Source organism: Streptomyces sp. NBC_00620 (assembly GCF_026341825.1).
Classification (GTDB): Bacteria; Actinomycetota; Actinomycetes; order Streptomycetales; family Streptomycetaceae; genus Streptomyces.
This window is the reverse complement of record NZ_JAPENY010000002.1, coordinates 1-19,707: the sequence shown is the minus strand read 5'-3', so window position 1 is coordinate 19,707 and position 19,707 is coordinate 1. Positions and strand designations below refer to the sequence as shown.

The 19,707-nt window shown below is 67.1% G+C and carries 20 protein-coding genes and 3 pseudogenes; 17 read left to right on the top strand and 6 right to left on the bottom strand.

What is annotated here, in order from left to right; genetic code table 11:
- Positions 1 to 557: 557 nt before the first annotated feature.
- From OG246_RS19285 to OG246_RS19275, 3 genes and pseudogenes are all read left to right on the top strand, one after another.
- A complete protein-coding gene (locus OG246_RS19285) occupies positions 558 to 2,003 on the top strand; it encodes a DUF234 domain-containing protein (protein WP_266464535.1) in 1,446 nt (481 codons plus the stop codon).
- Positions 2,004 to 2,154: 151 nt separating this feature from the next.
- A pseudogene (locus OG246_RS19280) lies at positions 2,155 to 2,739 on the top strand (HD family hydrolase).
- Between the two features lie 290 nt (positions 2,740 to 3,029).
- Entirely contained in the window at positions 3,030 to 4,922 is a 1,893-nt protein-coding gene (locus OG246_RS19275) for a DUF2075 domain-containing protein (protein ID WP_266464532.1), read from the top strand.
- Between the two features lie 368 nt (positions 4,923 to 5,290).
- Here the strand turns inward: OG246_RS19275 and OG246_RS19270 are convergent, their stop codons facing one another.
- Complete coding sequence (locus tag OG246_RS19270) at positions 5,291 to 5,527, bottom strand: DUF2397 family protein (protein WP_266470743.1); 237 nt, start codon at positions 5,525 to 5,527, stop codon at positions 5,291 to 5,293.
- Between the two features lie 46 nt (positions 5,528 to 5,573).
- Positions 5,574 to 6,020 carry a DUF2397 family protein gene (locus OG246_RS19265; protein WP_266464529.1) on the bottom strand — a complete coding sequence of 149 codons (447 nt, stop codon included), beginning with the start codon at positions 6,018 to 6,020 and terminating at the stop codon, positions 5,574 to 5,576.
- Positions 6,021 to 6,557: 537 nt separating this feature from the next.
- Here OG246_RS19265 and OG246_RS19260 point away from each other — a divergent pair.
- The 6 genes and pseudogenes from OG246_RS19260 to OG246_RS19235 all read left to right on the top strand — a co-directional run bounded on the left by OG246_RS19260 (position 6,558) and on the right by OG246_RS19235 (position 10,477).
- Positions 6,558 to 7,460: a replication-relaxation family protein gene (locus tag OG246_RS19260; RefSeq protein ID WP_266464526.1), complete on the top strand. Its 903-nt coding sequence runs from the start codon at positions 6,558 to 6,560 to the stop codon at positions 7,458 to 7,460.
- Positions 7,461 to 8,107: 647 nt separating this feature from the next.
- Positions 8,108 to 8,593 (top strand): phage minor capsid protein, encoded by a 486-nt coding sequence (locus OG246_RS19255; RefSeq protein ID WP_266464523.1) that lies wholly within the window; start codon positions 8,108 to 8,110, stop codon positions 8,591 to 8,593.
- Positions 8,594 to 8,713: 120 nt separating this feature from the next.
- Positions 8,714 to 8,929 (top strand): annotated as a pseudogene (locus tag OG246_RS19250) (phage minor capsid protein); the annotation flags it as partial.
- Between the two features lie 149 nt (positions 8,930 to 9,078).
- Entirely contained in the window at positions 9,079 to 9,285 is a 207-nt protein-coding gene (locus tag OG246_RS19245) for a hypothetical protein (protein WP_266464520.1), read from the top strand.
- Entirely contained in the window at positions 9,282 to 9,491 is a 210-nt protein-coding gene (locus tag OG246_RS42805; RefSeq protein WP_323178322.1) for a hypothetical protein, read from the top strand. The genes OG246_RS19245 and OG246_RS42805 overlap by 4 nt, the downstream gene beginning before the upstream one ends.
- Positions 9,492 to 9,844: 353 nt before the next feature.
- A complete protein-coding gene (locus OG246_RS19235) occupies positions 9,845 to 10,477 on the top strand; it encodes a DUF6368 family protein (protein WP_266464517.1) in 633 nt (210 codons plus the stop codon).
- A 60-nt stretch (positions 10,478 to 10,537) separates the two neighbouring features.
- Here OG246_RS19235 and OG246_RS19230 read toward each other — a convergent pair.
- The 3 genes and pseudogenes from OG246_RS19230 to OG246_RS19220 all read right to left on the bottom strand — a co-directional run bounded on the left by OG246_RS19230 (position 10,538) and on the right by OG246_RS19220 (position 12,969).
- A pseudogene (locus tag OG246_RS19230) lies at positions 10,538 to 11,655 on the bottom strand (IS630 family transposase).
- 677 nt (positions 11,656 to 12,332) lie between these two features.
- Positions 12,333 to 12,527 (bottom strand): hypothetical protein, encoded by a 195-nt coding sequence (locus tag OG246_RS19225; RefSeq protein ID WP_266464514.1) that lies wholly within the window; start codon positions 12,525 to 12,527, stop codon positions 12,333 to 12,335.
- Positions 12,514 to 12,969: an ATP-binding protein gene (locus OG246_RS19220; RefSeq protein ID WP_266470741.1), complete on the bottom strand. Its 456-nt coding sequence runs from the start codon at positions 12,967 to 12,969 to the stop codon at positions 12,514 to 12,516. Before OG246_RS19220 ends, OG246_RS19225 begins: the two co-directional genes overlap by 14 nt.
- 247 nt (positions 12,970 to 13,216) lie before the next feature.
- Between OG246_RS19220 and OG246_RS19215 the strand changes: the two genes are divergently transcribed.
- The 6 genes from OG246_RS19215 to OG246_RS19190 all read left to right on the top strand — a co-directional run bounded on the left by OG246_RS19215 (position 13,217) and on the right by OG246_RS19190 (position 17,288).
- Entirely contained in the window at positions 13,217 to 14,068 is an 852-nt protein-coding gene (locus tag OG246_RS19215) for a Scr1 family TA system antitoxin-like transcriptional regulator (RefSeq protein ID WP_266464511.1), read from the top strand.
- Between the two features lie 13 nt (positions 14,069 to 14,081).
- Positions 14,082 to 14,273 carry a DUF397 domain-containing protein gene (locus OG246_RS19210; RefSeq protein ID WP_266470739.1) on the top strand — a complete coding sequence of 64 codons (192 nt, stop codon included), beginning with the start codon at positions 14,082 to 14,084 and terminating at the stop codon, positions 14,271 to 14,273.
- 312 nt (positions 14,274 to 14,585) lie between these two features.
- On the top strand, positions 14,586 to 15,032 hold the full coding sequence (locus OG246_RS19205) for a hypothetical protein (protein WP_266464508.1): 447 nt from the start codon (positions 14,586 to 14,588) through the stop codon (positions 15,030 to 15,032).
- Between the two features lie 15 nt (positions 15,033 to 15,047).
- On the top strand, positions 15,048 to 16,193 hold the full coding sequence (locus OG246_RS19200; RefSeq protein WP_266464505.1) for a radical SAM protein: 1,146 nt from the start codon (positions 15,048 to 15,050) through the stop codon (positions 16,191 to 16,193).
- Between the two features lie 3 nt (positions 16,194 to 16,196).
- The gene (locus OG246_RS19195) at positions 16,197 to 16,397 is read left to right on the top strand and encodes a hypothetical protein (RefSeq protein WP_266464502.1); all 201 of its coding nucleotides are present in this window, start codon (positions 16,197 to 16,199) and stop codon (positions 16,395 to 16,397) included.
- A gap of 78 nt (positions 16,398 to 16,475) precedes the next feature.
- The gene (locus tag OG246_RS19190) at positions 16,476 to 17,288 is read left to right on the top strand and encodes an aminoglycoside phosphotransferase (protein WP_266464499.1); all 813 of its coding nucleotides are present in this window, start codon (positions 16,476 to 16,478) and stop codon (positions 17,286 to 17,288) included.
- Between the two features lie 54 nt (positions 17,289 to 17,342).
- Here OG246_RS19190 and OG246_RS19185 read toward each other — a convergent pair whose 3' ends face one another.
- The gene (locus OG246_RS19185; RefSeq protein WP_266464496.1) at positions 17,343 to 18,350 is read right to left on the bottom strand and encodes a transposase; all 1,008 of its coding nucleotides are present in this window, start codon (positions 18,348 to 18,350) and stop codon (positions 17,343 to 17,345) included.
- A gap of 121 nt (positions 18,351 to 18,471) precedes the next feature.
- Here OG246_RS19185 and OG246_RS19180 point away from each other — a divergent pair, with 121 nt between their 5' ends.
- A complete protein-coding gene (locus tag OG246_RS19180) occupies positions 18,472 to 18,825 on the top strand; it encodes a hypothetical protein (RefSeq protein ID WP_266464493.1) in 354 nt (117 codons plus the stop codon).
- A 51-nt stretch (positions 18,826 to 18,876) separates the two neighbouring features.
- Positions 18,877 to 19,644: a transposase gene (locus OG246_RS19175; protein ID WP_266464490.1), complete on the top strand. Its 768-nt coding sequence runs from the start codon at positions 18,877 to 18,879 to the stop codon at positions 19,642 to 19,644.
- Positions 19,645 to 19,707: the final 63 nt, after the last annotated feature.

Here is a 19,707-nt window from a genome sequence, read left to right as displayed (position 1 = left end):
CCCTGGGCTTATTACGTAAATTGCCGCATGGCGAAAACCCCGCACCAGGACAGCAAAAAACCTTCTTGCGCACCCACACCAAAGCGAATAAGCAAACACCAAACATGGCCGCCAGCAGCGCGTGCCCGTCAGCCCGCACCCTTGCCGTCACACATCCTCCGACGGCTTGAGGAGATTTCGTGGTCAATTCGAAAAAGTTTCTCAGCCATCCCACGCATGTTTACCTTACGTAGCACGCCATTCACACCCCGCACATGAGACTCCCCGGGAACTCCCAGCAATGGGAGGGAGGTTGGGGGCACGAGGGCGGAGGACGACCGCGCACGGAGAGCCCGGCCGGGGCGCTCTCCCTGTCCAGGGCTTGAGCGGCGCGAAGCGCGCGTCCACCCTCCGGATGCACGCCACGTCTCGAAGGCTTGACGACGAGGACGATGACCGGTGATCCGTTGGCGTGACCGCGAGAGCCCGTCACGCGAAGCAACCAATCAACTACTCGATCCATCCATACTATGGTTCACTTGAGTATGTTCAATATGAGCAAACTCGAAGGGTGACCCATGCCAGGCTTCGTAGGCCGCAAGTCCGAGCTGGCCGCCCTGGAACGCCACCTCGCCTGGGTACGCGACGGCCGGGGCGACCAGCGCGGCCGGGCCCTGCTGCTCCGCGGCCGACGCCGGGTCGGGAAGTCCCGACTCGTAGACCTCTTCTGCGAGCGCGCCCAGGTGCCGTACGTCGTGCACCAGGCCACCCGGGGCGAGGACGCCCACCGGGAACGGGCCCGCTTCCTCGCCGAGGTCAGGCACTCCTCGCTGCCCGAAACCGAGCTCCTCGCCGGCGTCACAACCGTCGCCGAATGGGACACGGCCCTTCGCCAGCTCGCCGCGGTGCTCCCGGACGACGCCCCCAGCATCGTCGTACTCGACGAGCTGCCCTGGATGCTCGAAGGCGACCCGGTACTGGAAGGCACCCTGCAGACCGTCTGGGACCGGGTACTGAGCCGGAAACCCGTGCTACTCATCCTCATCGGCAGCGACCTGGCCATGATGGAGCAACTCTCCGCCTACGGCCGCCCGTTCCATCAGCGAGGCGTCGAGATGGTACTCGCGCCCCTCTCCCCCTCCGAGGTCATGGCGATGACTGGCCTCCCGGCCGCGGACGCCTTCGACGCCCATCTGATCACCGGCGGACTACCACTCGTCTGCCAGGAGTGGCAGGAAGGCGAGACCCGCGTCGACTTCCTCTCCCGCGCCCTCGACGACCCCACCTCCCCACTCCTCGTCTCCGGCGAACGGATGCTGGCCGCCGAGTTCCCCACCGCCCTCCAGGCCAGACACGTACTCTCCGTGATCGGCAGCGGCGAGCGAACCTTCGGCACGATCGCCGCGAAAGCCGGAGCAGCCGACCGACCACTCCCGCCCGGCTCACTCAACCCGGCCCTACGCACCCTCGCGGACAAACGCCTAATCGCCGTCGACACCCCTCTCTCCACCCGCCCAGGAGACCGCGACCGCCGCTACCGCGTCGCCGACCCCTACCTCCGCTTCTGGCTAGCCTTCCTCGAACAGGGAATCCCGGAGATCGAGCGCGGACGCAGCCGAATCGTCGCCGAGGCGATCGAACGCGGATGGACGTCATGGCGCGGCCGAGCGATCGAACCCGTCGTGAGGGAGTCACTGGCCCGACTTCTCCCCGACGACACCTGGCCGCAGGTCCGGGAGGTGGGCGGCTGGTGGCCCCGTACGAACAATCCCGAGGTGGACCTGGTGGGGGCGGACCGCTCACCGGCGCGCGAAATCGGCTTCGTCGGCTCGATCAAGTGGCACGAACGCGGCCCCTTCGACCACCGCGCCCTGTCCGCCCTGGCCCGAGACGCCCTGGCCGTACCCGGCGCCGACGAGGACACCCCACTGGTCGCGGTGTCCCGCTCTGGGTTCACGGTGGATGGGCTGGCGGCTACGTATGAGCCTGAGCGGCTGATCGAGGCTTGGGGCTCCGGTGCGTGAATTGGCCGCGGCTGTTCGGTGCCCAGCCGGCAGACGAGTCGGGCTGTACGCCGGGGACAGCTACATGGTTCGCGACAATGGCCTCTGACCTGTGCGGGCGAAAGCAATCCGGTACGCGATCCGCCTCGCCGAGGCGTGAGAGGAGCCCACGGTGTCCGAGGACCTGACCGCGGTTGCCAACTTCCTGTACGAAGCGGGGACGCTGAAGAACACCGCCCGCACCGGATGGTGGATGGTCGGCGTGCAGCACCCCGAGTCGGTCGCCGAACACTCCTAACGCACCGCCCTCATCGCAACGATCATCGCAAAGCTGAAGGGCGCCGACCCGGCCCAAGCCGCATTCCTCGCCGTCTGGCACGACTCCCAGGAATCCCGCACAGGAGACGTCAACCACCTCGGCAAGAAGTACACCGTCGGAGAACCCGACCCCCGCGACATCACCGCCGACCAAGTCACCGGCATGCCCGCCCTCCTGGCCGAAGCCGTACGCGACCTGGTCGCCGAGTACGAGGCCAAGGAGTCCCCGGAAGCGATCTGCGCACGGGACGCCGACAAGCTGGAGTGCATGATCCAGGGCATCGAGTACCGCGCCCAGGGCTACGCCAATGCTCAGCGGTGGATCGACAACAGCCGGGTTCGGATCGTCACCAAGACAGGGCAAGCGCTGGCTGACGCGGTGCTGGAGACGGGGTCGTTGGACTGGCTCAGGGCGGCACTCGGCGAACCGAAGAGCTGAGGTCGGACGCCATGTCATTTGAGGTCGAGCGGCATGGAGTGGAAGTGGCGGAGACAGACGGCCGATTCGTCGCACAGAGCTTGGGCTTTGAGGCATCCATGGTGGCTACTGACGCCCGCAGCCGCGCCAACCCAAACCCGCCCATCCCCTCCTCGTGATCCACATACTCACCTAGGATGGCGAGAACCATCTCAGCGGCCCGACGGGCTTCCTGATCCGCCTGCGCGCGGACATCGGAGGACATGCCCCCACCCGCACGAGTCTTCTTCGTGCTGCCTGGGGGCATTTTCTTGCTGTTCCGTGAGTCCGCGGCATCCGTGGCCGCCCGCATCCTCGAAGGGTCGCTGGCGCTGCACCTGACCGAGAACTTCCGTCACCAGCACCGCCGGAGTCCCGCACAGGCGGAGATACGGTCCTGGGAACGCAGCCTCCCCGCGCTCGTCAACGCCCTCCTCGATGCCGGGCTCGACGACGTCGAAGTCCTCGTCGAGTACAGCCTGCCCCTCACCAGCAAGCGCGCGGATGCCGTACTCGCCGGTGTGCACCCCACCACGGGCGAGCCGTCGTACGTCGTCGTGGAACTCAAGCAGTGGAGCGCGGCGTACCCGGAGGAGGACGAGCCGCTGCTGTGCCGGATCGACGCGTACGCGGAGCCGGTCCTCAACCCCATCGAGCAGGTACGTGGCTACTGCGAGTACCTGCTGTCGTTCAACGGGGCGCTGGAGCGGATGCCCAAGTCGCTGGCCGGGGTGGCGTTCCTGCACAACGCGACCGAGTTCGGGATCGCCGGGCTGCGCACCGTCACCGAGGACCAGCACGGCCGGATGTACACCGGCGAACAGCGCGGCGCCTTCCTGGACTTCCTGCGCTCGCGGCTCGCCGCGAAGCCCGGGGCGGGGGCGGCAGACGTGCTGATCGACGGCAAAATCCGGCCCTCCAAGCAGCTGATGGCCGTCGCGGCGGCCGAGATCCGCGACCGCGAGCAGTTCGTACTCATCGCGGAGCAACGGGTCGCCTACGAGAAGGTGATGTCGGCCGTTCGCAAGGCCAAGCGGTCGAACCACAAGCAGGTAGTCGTGGTGACCGGCGGTCCCGGCTCCGGCAAGAGCGTGATCGCGATGTCGCTGCTGGGCGAGCTGTACCGGCGCGGGGTGCCCGCTCTGCACGCGACCGGGTCGGCGTCGTTCACCAAGACCATGCGCAGGGTAGCGGGGGCCAAGAAGCCCGAGGTCCAGCAGCTGTTCAAGTACTTCAACAGCTTCATGGACGCGGAGCCGAACGACCTCGACGTACTGATCTGCGACGAGGCCCACCGCCTCCGGAAGACGTCCGCCAACCGCTACACCAAGGCGGCGCTGCGCACTGGCCGCCCTCAGGTGGCGGAGCTGATCGAGGCGGCCCGGGTACCGGTGTTCCTGCTCGACCAGCACCAGGTGGTACGTCCCGGCGAGATGGGAACCAAGGAGGAGATCAAGCAGGCCGCCGCCGAACAGGGCCTGGAATGCACGGTGGTGGAGTTGGACAGCCAGTTCCGCTGCGGCGGCAGTGACGCGTACGAGAAGTGGGTCGTCGACCTGCTCGGCCTGGAGGCCGGTACGCCGGGCCAGTGGGAGCCGGACGGCAAGTTCGAGCTGCTGACCGCCGAAAGTCCCCAGGAACTCGAGGACTTCCTCATCGCGCGCCGCCAAGAGGACTACGGCGCCCGAATGTCGGCCGGCTACTGCTGGAAGTGGACCACCAAGGTCACCCCCGACATGACGACGCTGCCCACCGACGTCGTCATCGGCCAGTGGGCCCGCCCCTGGAACGTGTACGGCGACCGATCCCTGCTCGGGGCGCCGCCCGCGCCCCTATGGGCCACCGATCCAGCCGGCTTCGGCCAAGTCGGCTGCGTCTACACCGCGCAGGGCTTCGAATACGACTGGTCCGGCGTAATCATCGGCCCCGACCTGGTGTGGCGAACGGACCGCTGGGTCGTGGACCGGTCAGCCTCGAAGGACCCGTCCTTCACGAAGGCGACGTCCGACGCAGACATCGACCGGCTCATCCGGAACACCTACAAAGTGCTGCTGACCCGGGGCATGGTCGGCACGATCGTCTACTCGACGGATCCGGAGACTCGCGAGAAGCTGCGGTCGCTCATTCACCCGACGTCCGGGGTCGAGGTGCCTGCGCTCGTGTAAGGCTGCGCATTCCTCATCCCGGCCTAGCGGCTTCGCGAGCACCACCGAAGCGTCCTCGACGAGCACTGTTGTCGTCGGTGGCACGCCCCTACTACCGCTGTGGTGCTCGGACTTAGACGTGGAGCCTCTGCTGTACAAGGGTGCTACGCCCTAACGCGATGTGCCACGTGCATGGAAGTGTGCCCAGAGGTGTTGTGCTGGGGAGGACTTCGGCTAGCTGACGGGCGCGGTCGGCGGAGTCTCAATGACCCGGTCACGTGCTCGACCACCCGGGCGCAGTGATGGGCACCGACCTGAGCCGGGGCCCTGCGGCGCTACCTCTCGACGCGAACTACGGGCGGGCTAGCGGCTGAGGTCTGCCGGGCTGGTCAGGAAGGTGCGAGGAGCATCAACGGCCGATGCAGGTCGGAGTAGTCGAGCAGCAGTTCCTTGAACCCCTGGTACTCGGCTCCGTCGAGGTCGTAGCGGGCGAGCACCTGGCCGAGGTAGGCGTAGAAGTCCCGTATCGACTCTGCGAATTCGGCGAACTGTGCGAAGAGGGTGCTGATCCTTTCCAGTGCCTGCTGCGGGTCTGCGCCGCCTTGCGCGGCGGCCAGGGCGGCGATCTCTTTGAGTCCCCGGTCGACGAGGGTGAGTAGCTCGCTGCTGACCTCACGCGGCGTCCGCTCCCGCCAGCACCTCGTCGGCGTCGCGCTGCACTCGTTCGCCCAGTTTTGACAGTTGGTAGCGGGACCGGGAGCGTTGGTACTCGGCGATGCTGGTCGCTGTGACCGTGTGCGTGCTGCGCAGCAGATTGCCCCAGCGCACGAGCTGTTCGAGCCGGGCGGTGAGTGTCTCCGCGTCGAGCACTGCCGCCGAGTGTCCGGGCTGTGCCAGTTTGGCGAGCACGTCGGGTACGGCGAGGTCCGCGAGCAGGGTGCCGCAGAACACCCGCATCGCCGCGACGTACTCCAGTCGCTCGGGTGCGCTGAGGTAGGCGTACGCGCTCAGCCGTTGCCAGGTCTCGCTGCCGCTCCCCTTGTCGGACCGCTCGCCCTGTGGTTCTTCGCGCAGTTCGTCCCCCACCATGCTGTCGAGCGCACGGACCGGCACTGACACTCCGGAGAAGGTTCGGGGAATCCGGCTGAGGCGTGTGGGGCTCGGGCTCGCGCATATTTACACGTCGCTGGCCGGGGCGAACGTGCCTGATGCCCGGACACCGGTGGTGCGTGGTGGTGCTGGTGTGCGCCGGGTTCGGCGCGCGAGCGCGTCGGCGGTCGCCGGCGCGCAACATGGGAAACGGCGCCTCGATCCCCCGGCGGCACGCGCCCGCCCATTCGCCCGCCGTCCCCTGTCACCTGCTTTTCTTCTGATTCGGGGCGAGCGCGGGGGTGTGCAGAGGGGGATGTCGGGCTGGCGACCACGCCGTGATCACTGTGGTGACCTGCGGATATGCCGCCCATGGCGCGCAGGGTACTGACGGCTGTCGCGGGGGTTGTCGGCGGGGTTGTCAGCCTGGTCATCAGGGGGGTTGTCGCATCGTGACCGTGGTCGGGTCTTTGTGGTCGCAGGTGTGGTCGGGGTCAGCTGCTGCTGTGGCCGTACGCGTGGCGCCGAGCATGACGGCGCTCCCTGAACACGAGAGGCAGGCCGACGATGACGGACGTGGATGCAGGCGGTGGGGATCACCTGGCGCTGGCGGTGCTGACGCAGTACCGGATGGCCACCACCGAGCAGATGCACCGGGTGATCGCGCCGGGGGTGCGCGTCGAGCAGACGCGGCGACGGATGGCCAAGCTACGGGATGAGGGACTGATCGACCGCATCACCCTGCCCCGGGCCGGACGGCTGCGCGTGTGGTTCCCGACTTCGTACGGCGCGCAAATCGCCTCGGAGTGGCCGGAGCTGCGCGGACGACGACCACCGAGGACGCTGTCCGATCCGACAGCCGCACGGCTGCAGGTCGGACACACGTTGACGGTGACCGAGACCGCGCTCGCCTTCCTCGAGGACGCGCGCCGGCGCGGCGAGTTGTGCCGACCACTGGACTGGATCCTCGAGGTCCACCACTCCCTTGGCGGCGGCGAGGCCGTCATACCCGACGCCCTCATGTACTACCGGCGCGGTCCCGCCGATGGCGACGACGGGGCGATGCTGCGGGCCTTCGTCGAGGTCGACCGGGCCACCATGGGCCCGGAACGCCTGGCCGCGAAAATCGGCGCCTACACTCGCCTCCACGGCTACATCTCGACACCCATCGCGCGCCGCCGACCGGCCATCGCGCAGGACCCCGTGCAGGAAGAGTGGCGGCGGCACTATCCGCTCTTCCCCCGCGTCTTGTTCGTCCTGGACGGCACTGGCCCCGTCGGCATCACCACCCGCATCCGCGCCCTCCGTGCAGCTGCAAGGGACCCGGCGGCGGTCAGCTTCCTGCGCTACGTTCCCGTCCTCGCGGCATCGCTGACAGACCTGCGCAACAACGGCCCTTCCGCACCGGTCTGGCACCCCGTCCAAGACCCCGCCACCGCAGTCCCATGGACTCATTCGCCGCCCTTGTAAACACCCTGCGCAGCGCGCGCCGTCCGCGCAAGGCCCGACCATAAGCCCGACCACACCTGCGCAGCACCCCGACCATGAGCCCGACCACACCTGCGCAGCACCCCGACCATGAGCCCGACCACACCTGCGCAGCACCCCGACCATGGACCCGACCACACCTGCGCAAGACCCGCCCACCGCAGGTCACAGTGATACGCACTAGCACTGCGCACATCGAGTGCGCAGTGGATGCGCAGTGCTCGTGGACGGCTGCGCAGGTGGGGTCACGGACCAACGGACCAAGGGGGCCTGCGTAGGCCCCGGAGGCTATGCGTGCGCACCCGACCACCAGCAGATTGCGCATACAGGTGTCTGAGCGCTGAGTGCGCAGCGCGTGCGGCCTCGATGCGGAGCCGAGGCAGCGCACGGACGGCTTGCGAGTTGTATTGCACGAGGACCTGTCCAGGAAAGCAGTCCGCCAAAGCTCGTCTCTCGCTTCGATAGGTGGGGCCGCGCCTCGGCCGTTCCCACCCACATCAGTAGGTGATGACAAGCCGCACGGAAGGCCGGTCGATCACGGCGCCACCAACGAGCTCACTGTCTGGCGTCCCTTCCGGGTATGTGGTGATCAGGGGCTCGGCGGCTCGGGCAGGCCTCCAGGCACGGACGTGCCCACAGATGCACTCGGCGAGACCCGAACCGAAGCCATGCTGCTGACGCGACAGGTCCGCGGGCACACCAAGCTCTCCTGGCATTGCAGTGCCAACCACCACCGCCCTCTCGCCGATTTCGTCACACGTATGCAGTCCTTCGTCCGCCCCGGAAGCCTGTTCGGGGCCGAGTCCATGATGCCCACCGAGCCTCGCCATGCCGGCACCGAGCACTACACCTCGCCGGAAAAGCTCAGCCGCCACTTCAACGACCAGTGGCAACGCGCCATGGAACGGTTCTCCGACCTCGGATTTCGCACGTTCGTCGACAAGAGCGGGCGCGTGTGGCAGATGACCTCATACGCGGAGATGGCGACCCGTACCTCGGTCGGTCGAGCCGCGGTGGGGGGCACACCGACCGACTGCGCGCCGCTGGCCTCGGCCCCGTCTCGAACGCGCCGCACGGGTGCCCCATCTGTCGACCGTACGAGGGCAAAGTGCTGAGCATCGACGGCCCCGACGGACCGCACGAGGTAGACGTCGAGCACGCCCTCGACGACGGCCGCACCGTGCGCGTGCACGTGGTCGGCTCACTCGACGCAGCACGCCAAGCAGGCTTTCAGCATCCCAACTGCCCGGCACTCCGTCGCCGCTTACCTCCCTGGTTTGACCCGCGTTCCCGAGGACGCGTCCGAGGACCCCGACGGGTACAAGGCGACGCAGAAGCAGCGCGCCATCGAGCGCGGCATTCGCAAGTGGAAGAACCGCGCCGCCGCGGCGACCACCCCCGAGGCAAAACACGCGGCCGATGCACGCGTGCGCGCGTGGCAGGGCCGGATGCGCGGCCACCTGTCCGACCATCCCGAACTCATCCGCCGGCGCGAGCGCGAGCGCGAGCAGCCCGGCGCCGGCAATCTCCCCTCCGCCGCGCCGCGCCCGTCGCAGGACGCGATCGAGGCCGCGCGCGGGCGACGAGCACACCCTGCCAGGTGGAATCCTCCCCGCACATGGTGCGCGCCCCGGACGGACGCAAGGTCACCGCCGCGGCGACCTTCATCACCGCCCCCGGCCTCGTCTGTCCGCCCGACTCGCGCGTCACGCTGCCCGACAGCCGCACCACAACCGCGATCACCGTCGCCCACCACACCGCCCCGGGCCTCCCGGTTCCGGCCTGCACGGAGGTGAGTTGCGAATGAGCCGCCGCCCCCGCGCACGCATCCGATGGAACGCCGACCAGGCCCTCGGCCGAGCTCTGGCCGGCGCCGTGCGCGGACTGCTGCTCGGCGCCGAGCACCTGCTCGCCGAGTCCCGCAAAGAGGTCTCGATCGCCGAGGGCACCCTCGACCGCTCCGGCGTGGCCACCGTCGACGAGCACGACCTCGTCGCCGGCGTCACCCCATAAGCCGCGCGCGTACACGAGGACCTCACCGCCCGACACTCTCCCGGTCGGAAGGCGAAGTTCCTTGAAAACCCGGCAAACCGCGAGGCCACGGTCATCAGCGAGTTGACCGTTGCGCAGGGTTCGGCGGGCGCTGCGTGGCTGACCTGCTCGACGGAGCGGAACGGTCGAGGTGGAGTTCGCCCACATCGATGGTGCGCTCGCCCTGCTCGTACAGCGCAGCGACCAGACCGACGAGCGGCTAGTGCTCTGACCGCATAGGTTCGCCGGGGTGGCGGCGTCGGTGCTCGGACCGGCTGGGCTCGGTGTGGGAAGAATTTGAGCAGTCGCGGAGCCGATCAAACTAGGCTCCCAGCATGTCTGGTCCGACGTTGGTGATCGAGTTGGCGGAGCCGCTCTCCCCGGCTGCGCTGCGGGAGTTCCGCGCGTTGATGGTGGGGCTCTCCTCCCACTTCGCCGAAAGGCGGCCCGGATTCTTCGACGTCAACGTGCCCGCAGAGCGACTGGGCGTCGAGGACAGGCGGGAGAAGGACTGGCGAAAGCCGTTCCCGCTTCCACTCCTCGGCAACACCATCGCGGACGAGGAGCTCGCAGCCCTGGTGGGATTCAATCCGCAGCGCGAGGACTGGTGTCGGCCCTTCCTGGTCTACTTGATGGGGCCGGGGGTCGGCGACGAGAGCACCTTCGAGGCTGAGCACGCGGACGAGCCCGAGGTGGAGGCCATCCTCGGCTTCAGACCGACCCATGCCGTCAATGTCAGCGCCTGCTGCAATCGCGAGATCGACCACGTGGCCACGGCCCTGCTGACCGCCGCTGTCATGGACGTCATCGGGGGCGTGGTCAATGTCGAGCTGCTGGATGGACAGGCGTCGGTCGTCGCTGGCCTTCCGGGGGTGTTGGGGATCGCGGGCGACGACTGGATGGCGCTGGGATCGGCGGAGTTCCTGCGGGCCTGGGTTGGGCACCCCGCCTTCCGGCTGGTCAAGTAGCCCAGACAGATCCGCGGCGGAGGTGGTGCTGTGACCTGAAACGCTCGCCATGTTGTCTGATCATGCGGCGAGAGCCGGTCGGCCGCCCCAGCGGATGCCTTTCTCGCTGCGGATGCGGGCGCGTTCCTTGCGTTCGGCGACCAGGACGTCACGGTGGCGGGCATTGGCAGTGCGCCAGCGAAGGTAGGCGTGCAGGGTCCGGGTCTGAACGGTGTGGTTGGGGTGGTGGGAGTTGGCGATGGTGAACTGCCGCAGCGGTCCGAAGTGCGCTTCGATCGGATTCGCCCACGAGGCGTAGGTCGGGGTGAAGCACAACTCGACCTTGTTCTTCTTCGCCCAGCGTCGGATGTCGGTGCCCTTGTGGGCGGACAGGTTGTCCAGGATCACGTAGATCGGGGCGCCGTCGGGCCGTGCGGCGCGGTTGGACTTCAGCGCGGCCAGTGTGTTCCCAGCGCCCTTCCTGCGGTGGTTGACGCCCCACAGGGTGTCGTCGCCGACCGAGTAGCAGCCATGGAAGTACCGCACGCCGTGGGTGCGGTGGTAGGTGGCCGGGTGCCGCTCGGGGTGATTGGAGGGGCTCCAGCTGTGGCCGCCAGTGGGGCGGATGCCCAGCGGACCGAACTCGTCGAACGCGAACACCCGGTCCGGGAAGAGTTCCAGGACGTGCTCGATCCGGTCGAGCTTGGCGTCGCGCTCGGGTCGGGGGACTCCTTCCACGTCTTGGTCCGCTGGAAGGTGATCCCGCGGCGGGCGAGCAGGCCGCGTAATGCCTCGCAGCCGATACGGATCAACCGGCCGTGCACTTTGCGCAGGTAGGAGACCAGCTTGCGCAACGACCAGCGGGTGAAGGGCTGGCCGAGTTTGACCGGTCGGGTAGTGGCCGTCGTGACGACGAAGTCCTCGTCGTCATCGCTGAGTTGGCGGGGACGGCCTCCCGCCCATTGAGGGTCCAGGCAGGCCAGGCCGATCTCGTTGAAGCGGTGGATCACGTCCCGGACGGTGTCCTCGTCGGCCTGCACCAGCTGGGCGATCACCGGCACCCGGTTCCCGCCGGCCGAGGCCAGCAGCATCATCGCCCGCCGGTAACGCACCGAACTGGTGCTGCCCCGGCGCACGACCTGCTGCAGCTTCTGCCCCTCCTGGTCGGTAAGTCTGCGCACACGGACAGGATCGGCCACCGCGCCTCCAGCGGTCGGATCGGATGTCACCGCACATCCAACCGTCACAACCACCGACCCGGCGAACCTATGCGGTCACAGCACTAGACGAGTTCGCGGCACGCCTCGACGAGCTTGAACGCCGGGGGTGGCCGCTCCCCAGCATCGGTGCCCTTACCGGACTGGCCGGCCTCATCCTCGCCGCACTCGCCCAACTCCGTGAGAAAAGAGAGCCCTTGACTCTGTCCTCAATGCCGGGGGACGGGGGCGCGCTTTTTCGCTTGGGCATGACTGACCCCCGCCGGCCGTGGCCGACAGGGGTCATGGTTGGGGGTCACCGTGCAGGCGTACCTATGCGGCCACCGTCACGGGAACGGTCCCCCCTTTCCCTCCGCCATCCGCCCCCGCGAGGGAGACATGGTGTGGTCGGATGCGGCGGTCTTGCGACGGTCGATCGGGGCGGGCGTGACGTCCGTGCCGGGCGGCACGCCTCGACTTGGAAGGCGCAAGGATCTTCACCCGTACCGGATCGCTGTAGCAGTAGCAGGTGTAGGTGTATCCGTCCCGGTCGATCGGGGGTGGCGTCTGCGCGCGGTGCGGACTCGGCATCGACGTATAGATCGCAAGAAGTGCGAGCAGCGCCAGGCCGACAGACAGGGCAACGACTCCCCACAGAGTGCGGTCGAGCACGGCTGACGTCACGGCGAGACCTCCGCAACAACTGAGCGGGGAGAAACGAACAGACCCAACTCATCGGCGAGTTCGAAGACGAGGGAGCGCGCCAGCTCGGGCGCAAGCTCAACGAGCAGACGCATGTCGAAGTGCAGCCACAGATCCGCGGAGGTGTCGGCACGCTCCCTCTTGGACACGTGCACGGTGTCAGGCCGGATCATGAGTCGCCCTGCCTCCCTCAACGAGGCGGAACCATACGGCCTTTGATTTCGGGATCAACCCGCCGTAGAAGGTGGTCCCCCAGCTCTCGGCGAAGTCGTTGACGAGGTAGAGCCCGAGCCCTCCCTCGCCGTCGCTCATCTCGGGGGGCATCGGTAGATCGCGCGGTTGGTCATCGTGCACATACACCGTGACGCCTTGCGCGTCGACGGTCACCTCGACGTGAACGAGTAGCGCGCACGTGTGGCGATAGACGTTCGTGACCACTTCGCTCGTGCAGAGCCGAGCGGATTCTGCGAGCGTCTCGTGCCCGGTCGTGCGGAGCAGGGCGCCGACCAGATCACGGAGTACGGCGGGGGCGGTGTCCGCATTCGCCGTAGAAAGGCGATAGCTGGTTGTGGAGATAGTTCCCGGTGGTGCAGGACGTACTAAAGCTGTAGGCATTTCGTCGTCTCCCAACGCGGTTGTAGCGCGCGCTGCCCGCCACCATGGCTCGGCCTCAAGAACGACGCAGCAGCCCCGCCGGGCGCGCGTCAACGGCTGCACTGCGGTTTTACCGGCGTGCTGCGCTGTGCTGCTGAAGACGGTAGCGGATGCGTCTCACAAGTTGTACCCCAATGGATAAACCATAGAACGAGGTGGACCCTCGTTAGGGCACGAGTCACACTGAGACCCGACAGGAGGGGAGCCGATGCCACCAAGGAAGGCGCCGACCGCACGTCAGCGCCGATTGGGTGTTGAACTGCGAAAGATCCGGGAGCACGCCGGCCTCACGCTCGTCGATGCCGCGGCCCAGTTGGGGACCGATCGAACCAGCATCAGCAACACCGAGTCGGGCCGCTTCGGCGTGAGTGGTGAACGGGTCCGCGCTTGGGCCGGACACTACGGTTGCCCCGACGCTCCATATGTCGAGGCGCTCGCCGCCATAGCCGAGGAGCGCGGAAAAGGCTGGTGGGAGGACTACCGCGGCGACCTTTCCGTCGGCGCACTTGACCTCGCCGAGCTTGAGCACCACGCCACCGCACTACGCGCCGTGCAGATCATGCACATGCCCGGCCTGCTCCAGACGGAGGACTACGCTCGCGCCGTGTTCGAGGAAGCAGTGCCGCCCCTGAGTGACCCGGACCTCCGTCGACGACTCTCGCACCGACTGAGGCGCCGAGACGTACTCGACCGCCCGTCCCCGCCGGCATGCACGTTCTTGATTCATGAGGCAGCACTGCGGATGGAGTTCGGCGGACGGAAGATCGCCCGCGCGCAGCTCGACTACCTCTTGAAGGAGTCCGATCGGAACAACGTGACCGTGCGCGTGGTCCCGTTCGCCGTCGGCGGTTTCCCGAACGCCGGAAGTTCGACACTCTATGCGTACGGACCGGTTCCGCAGCTCGACACCGTACAGACGGACACCCCACACGGGCCCGCGTTCCTCGACGCAGAGACGCGCCTCGCCAACTATCGGGCGGTCCTGGACCGAACCGAAGAGAGGGCCCTCGACGCCGTGAAGTCACGCGACTTTATTTATGAAATAGCACAACAAGTATGAAGGCGTGGGAATAGTGGAAATTCAGTGGCAAAAGTCCTCGTTCTCGACGGACTCCGAGGGCAACTGCCTGGAGCTCGCGACGCAGGGCGACGAGATCCTCGTACGCGAGAGCGACAACCCCGACGTAGTGATCAGGACCACCCGAGCGAAGCTGTCGGCGTTCCTCGCCGGAGCCAAGGCGAGCGAGTTCGACCACCTCCTCTAGCTCCCCCACGCGCGCGACCGACCCCCTGCCCTTCTCGGCGGGGGGTCGCCTATTTCTGCCGTATCAATCATCGGCATATGCCGTCTCACCCATTAGACGTCAAACAGTTGATACGGATCTGTAGCTCGCGCTATCTTCCCACTGTGTCGCCACACCGGGCTGATTCCTCGGCGAGGCCGTGCCCGGAACGGCGGTAACTCTCCCTGTCTCTGCACTTGTTGGGGAGAGGCCCGAGGGTTGCCCCCTTCCCCCCTGCACCACGCCTTCAGGTGGGGAGGGGGCAACTGTGACACTGCGGCAGGAGGGCATTACATGCGCGCCCCATCCAACTCGGTAGAGCAGCGTGAGGCGGGAGTGCCGCAGCAAGCGCCGCGCCTCGCAGTCGAGTTGAGACGCGCATTCTGGTGTGAGCACACCAGCTACGAAACAGACTTCAACATCAAAAAGTGTCCCGAGCGCTACGTCGTCGACACTCCCGCCGAGGCGGTCCGCAAGATCCGTGTCACGGTACGGCGGTTGGCGCAGACCCTCCCGCCTCTCGAACAACACCGCGCGCTGGACTGGACCGACGCCGGCGGTTGTCTGCAAGCCATGGGCGCACTGCACCGCGGCGAACCCTGCGGATTCTCGATCAGCAGTGACGGAACGTGGGTTGAGTGGACGGTCCGTCCGTTCGACCGATTCCTCGTGCCCGACGAGCTGCTGCTGCCCCTCGCACCAGTCCACTCGGCGCCCCGTTCCTGCACCGCCGCGCATTGAGACGCTGGAGGTTGTATGCACCAACTGATCGCAAGCCCGTTCCTCGACGAGTACCTCGTCCTACGCCCAGGACACGACACCGGCGTGCAGATCCCGCTCACTCGGTACCTCGAACTCAGCAAGGCGGCGAGTACCGACGATGACGCGCCGCAGTGGCTCGCCGACGCCGCACATCAGGCATGGGCCCTCGACCTGCCCGCACACCGCCCCCTACGCGACACCGTCCTCGTACGCGCCCCCTCCCCATACGGCATGGCCCGCGCGTCCTACGAGATCAACAAAGGCTGTGATTACGACTGTCCGCACTGCTACCTCGGGTTGAAACGGTTCGAGGGCATGCCCTGGGACGACAAGGTGCGGCTGCTCAACATCATGCGTGACGCCGGCGTGCTCTGGCTTCAGATCACGGGCGGCGAGCCGCTGATCGACCGCGAGTTCCTCGAGGCGTACGCGTACGCCCACGACCTCGGCATCATGCTGACCATCTCCACAAACGGATCACAGCTCCACAAGCCGAAGATCCTGGAGACGCTCACCAGTCGGCCACCACATCACCTGTCCCTGAGCATCTACGGCGCGACCGCAGAGACGTACGACGGCTTCACCGGCAACCGAGGAGCGTTCGACCGCTTCACCCGCGGACTCGACGCCGCCCGCGAGGCCGGCCTGCGCATGCGAATGAACGTCATCGTCGCAGCCGACAACGCCGACCAGGTCGACGCAATGGTGACCCTCGCCGAGAGCTACGGCGAGTGCTCTGTCTTCACCAACATGTCGCCCACCATCACCGGCGACGCAGCACCCATCCCCGAGCAGGCCGCCAAGTACCTACGCCCGCGCAAGATCTTCACCGGCTGCAACTCGGGACACACCTTCTTCCACGCCGACCCGTTCGGCCACGCGTCCATCTGCAAAATCGCCCGCGACCCCCACATCGCCTTGATGCAAGAAGGCATCCAGGGACTCAAACGCCTCGGCGGCATCGCCGACGGCCTACAACTTCGCACCGGAGGCTGCGCCGGCTGCACGTTCGGCCAGAAAGACACCGACGGCAACCCGGGCGGCTGCACCACCTGCCGCCCCATGGCCAAGCTCTACCAGGAGGCGAAGGCACCACGAAACATGTACTGCCAGCATCCCGACCCCGAACCAGTGAGGTGACCCATGGCAACCGCCATCGAGCCCCGCACCACCAGCCCCGTGTCACTCGAGATCATGCCCCGCCCGACCGCAGCCAGCCCGCTCCCCGTCACGATCACGTCCCGGCCAATCGCTGACGACGAGATCCGGATCACCACGAACATCGGCGAGTTCACCGAAGGTGCCGATTGCTCCTGCACGGCAAGCGACGACCAGGTGTACTAAATCGACACGCGCCACCGAGCCGCCCCCACCCGTCATAGGGTCGGGGGCGGCTCGTCCGTCCACCCCCAGGAACCCCACATGCCCGTAGACCGCATCCACTGGGACGACCTACCCCTCGACGCCCGCCGCGCCATGGAGGAACAGACCGGCCTCATCCACCACGCCGAGACAGTCGCCGGCGGTAGAAATTCAGGCATCGCCGTCACGGCCCACACCGCCGGCCCCGCCCAGTTCGTCAAAGGCATCCCCCTCGACCACCCACAGGCCCGCACACAGCAGCGTGAAGCCGCAGTCAACCCCTATCTACCGCCGTCCTGCCCCCGGCTGCTCTGGCGCGTCCAGACCGCCGGATGGGACCTGCTCGGATACGAATACCTCGTCGGACGACACGCCGACTACTCCCCCGACTCAGGCGACCTACCGCTGCTCGCCCAGGCACTGACCGAACTCCAGAACACCCCGTGCCCCAACCTCAACGACCTCAAGATCGCCGAGGACCGATGGAGCAAGTACGCCGGCCCCGCCGGCATCGAGCAGCTCGCCGGCGACACCCTGCTGCACACCGACCTCGCCCCGCACAACCTGCTCATCAACGACCGAGCGCACCTCATCGACTGGGCATGGCCCACCCGCGGCGCCGCATGGATCGACCCCGCAGTGCTCATCCTGCGACTCATGGAAGCCGGCCACACAGCCAAGGACGCGGACGCATGGGCACGCGAGCACGTCCCGTCATGGGCAGCAGCACCACACGCATCGGTCGCCGCGTTCTCCGAGGCGAACGCTCGCGTATGGGACGAGATCGCCCGCCACGACTCGGCAGACTGGAAGAAGCACATGGCCCGCAACGCCCATGACTGGGTGACGTACTGGCGCACCCAAGCTCTCTAACGACCTCGTGCACGGTTGGCCGTGACGCGTCGAGGTGTGTGGCGTTGTCGGTGTTCACGCTCGAAGGCCGTGGTCGAGGGTGGCGGTCTGCTGGTGTGAGAGCAGACCGGCGACGGCTTGGACGATGTCACTCATGTGTTCACGGCGGCCAAGGTGGCGGGCTAGAGCCCGCCAGTTCTTGAGGTGTGCGATGCCGTGCTCGACGTGGATGCGCCGTGAAGAGTGCGCCTTCCGTTGCTGTTCGTGCCGCTCCTCGTACCAGGCGGGAGCGTTCTTCTTGAACTTGCGATGTGGCGGTGTCACCACGCGTCCACCGGTCTGCGCACCCATGCCCTGGTAGCCGGCATCCGCGAGGATCTCTATGAACGGGCTGTCGGCCAGGGCCGCAACCAGTCCCAGCTGCCGGGCCTGGGTGATGTCGGCGCAACTGCCTGGCCGTACCGGGCTGCAGAACAACACGCGCCCCTCGGTGTCCGTGAGGACCATGGACTTCACGGCGTTCTGCTTGGTCTTGCCGGAGACGAACTTGTCCCGGTCCTTGCGGCCAGCGGCCGGGCGTCGCACGCGGATCTCCGTGCCGTCGATGATCCCGGTCCGACCGCCGGCGCCGAGGAACTCGATGACCTCGGCGAGACTACTCAGCCGGACGTCCGGCGCGACGGTGCAGCCCCGCTGCGCGAGCAGAGGCCGCACCTCGCTAACGGCGCGGGTGATGGTGGAGCGGTCCACGCCGAACCAGCAGGCCAACACGTCATGCGTGGTGCCATGGCGCAGGCTCACCAGAGTGGCCAGCAGTCGGTCAATGAAGACGAACTTGTGCTTCGCCCCGGCCCCTACCGCCCGCCGCCGCGGCCGAGCCGTCAGACGTACCTGATGCTGTGCGTGCCACAACGGCCCTATCTCAGCGACGAGTTCAGCGATCACCGTCGGCGACAACCCAGTAATCCGATACTCCGCCACGATCAATTCGCGCGCCCCAGCCCCCATCATGCCCAGTTCAACGAGCCACCCGAGGCCGAGCCACGGCCAACCATGCACGAGGTCGTAAGACTTGTCCCGCAACTGCAGGTCACGGCGGTGGTCGGGTGCGGAAACTCGGTAGCTGCTGAGTTCACGTTGCCGGTAGGGTCCGGTCTCTCAACCAGCCGTACCAGCGGCTTCCCAGGTTTAGAGAGCGATTCACATGACCAGCCAGCAAGCAACGACGACCCTGTGGCGCCCCACCGGCCCCATGGAGCTGGACTTGGTCCGCGATCTGAACTGGCGTGCGTGGCCCCCTCGGCTCCCCGAGCAGCCGATCTTCTACCCGGTCCTCAATGAGGACTACGCGATCAAGATTGCGCGGGACTGGAACGTGAAGCACGACGGTGCGGGCTTCGTCACCCGATTCGAGGTTGAGTCGGTGTTCTTGAGTCGGTATCCCGTCCAGCAGGCCGGCGGGCAGACGATCCTCGAGCTCTGGGTTCCGGCTGAGGAGCTGGAGGACTTCAACGCCCACATTGTCGGCGGCATCCAGGTGGTCCACGAGTTTCACTGAAGCAAGGTGGCTTGCTGACTGGGCATGCCAGTCCAGTGCGATGATCGCGGCGTGGTTGCTGTGATCACGGTGTCGGAGCCGTCTTGGATAGAGCCGTTTACCGGGCTGAGCCCTCGTCAGTTGGGCAAGTTGGTGACCGCACTGCGGCGCGCCGGTGCTGACGCTGCACGGCGAGGTCGGCCGTGGGGTCTGTCGCTGGAGAATCGGGTACTACTGGTCGCGGCGTACTGGCGCACGAACTTGACGATGCGCCAGCTCGCCCCGCTGTTCGGCGTCTCGAAGTCCGCGGCTGACCGCGTCATCAACCACCTCGGGCCTCTGCTCGCGCTCCAGCCCCGCAAGCGGTTCCGCAAGGACACCGTGCTCATCGTGGACGGCACCCTGGTGCCCACCCGCGACCACACGGTGGCCGAACAGTCCAAGAACTACCGCTACTCCACCAACAACCAAGTCGTCATCGATGCCGACAGCCGTCTGGTCGTCGTGGTCGGCCGGCCGCTTCCCGGCAACCGCAACGACTGCAAGGCATGGGAAGAATCCGGTGCCAAAGCAGCCGTCGGCAACACGATGACAATCGCCGACGGCGGCTACCCGGGAACCGGCCTGGTCATGCCCCACCGGCGTCGCAAGGGTGAGCAACTGCCCGACTGGAAGCAGGCGCACAACAAGTCCCACAAACAGGTACGCGCCCGCGTTGAACACGCCTTCGCCCGCATGAAGACCTGGAAGATCCTCCGCGACTGCCGGCTCAAGGGCGACGGCGTTCACCACGCCATGCTCGGCATCGCCCGCCTGCACAACATCGCCCTCGCCGGATAGACGAGCAGGCAACACCCCAACCGAGCGCGTCCGCATCGACATGAAGCTCAGTTGCGGGACAAG

What these genes read in the sequence shown, in the direction of transcription:
- OG246_RS19285 (WP_266464535.1), top strand. Translation starts at nt 558, where the DNA reads ATGCCAGGCTTCGTAGGCCGCAAGTCCGAGCTGGCCGCCCTGGAACGC.
- OG246_RS19260 (WP_266464526.1), top strand. Translation starts at nt 6,558, where the DNA reads ATGACGGACGTGGATGCAGGCGGTGGGGATCACCTGGCGCTGGCGGTG.
- OG246_RS42805 (WP_323178322.1), top strand. Translation starts at nt 9,282, where the DNA reads ATGAGCCGCCGCCCCCGCGCACGCATCCGATGGAACGCCGACCAGGCC.
- OG246_RS19235 (WP_266464517.1), top strand. Translation starts at nt 9,845, where the DNA reads ATGTCTGGTCCGACGTTGGTGATCGAGTTGGCGGAGCCGCTCTCCCCG.
- OG246_RS19225 (WP_266464514.1), bottom strand. Translation starts at nt 12,527, where the DNA reads ATGATCCGGCCTGACACCGTGCACGTGTCCAAGAGGGAGCGTGCCGAC.
- OG246_RS19220 (WP_266470741.1), bottom strand. Translation starts at nt 12,969, where the DNA reads ATGCCTACAGCTTTAGTACGTCCTGCACCACCGGGAACTATCTCCACA.
- OG246_RS19215 (WP_266464511.1), top strand. Translation starts at nt 13,217, where the DNA reads ATGCCACCAAGGAAGGCGCCGACCGCACGTCAGCGCCGATTGGGTGTT.
- OG246_RS19205 (WP_266464508.1), top strand. Translation starts at nt 14,586, where the DNA reads ATGCGCGCCCCATCCAACTCGGTAGAGCAGCGTGAGGCGGGAGTGCCG.
- OG246_RS19200 (WP_266464505.1), top strand. Translation starts at nt 15,048, where the DNA reads ATGCACCAACTGATCGCAAGCCCGTTCCTCGACGAGTACCTCGTCCTA.
- OG246_RS19195 (WP_266464502.1), top strand. Translation starts at nt 16,197, where the DNA reads ATGGCAACCGCCATCGAGCCCCGCACCACCAGCCCCGTGTCACTCGAG.
- OG246_RS19190 (WP_266464499.1), top strand. Translation starts at nt 16,476, where the DNA reads ATGCCCGTAGACCGCATCCACTGGGACGACCTACCCCTCGACGCCCGC.
- OG246_RS19180 (WP_266464493.1), top strand. Translation starts at nt 18,472, where the DNA reads ATGACCAGCCAGCAAGCAACGACGACCCTGTGGCGCCCCACCGGCCCC.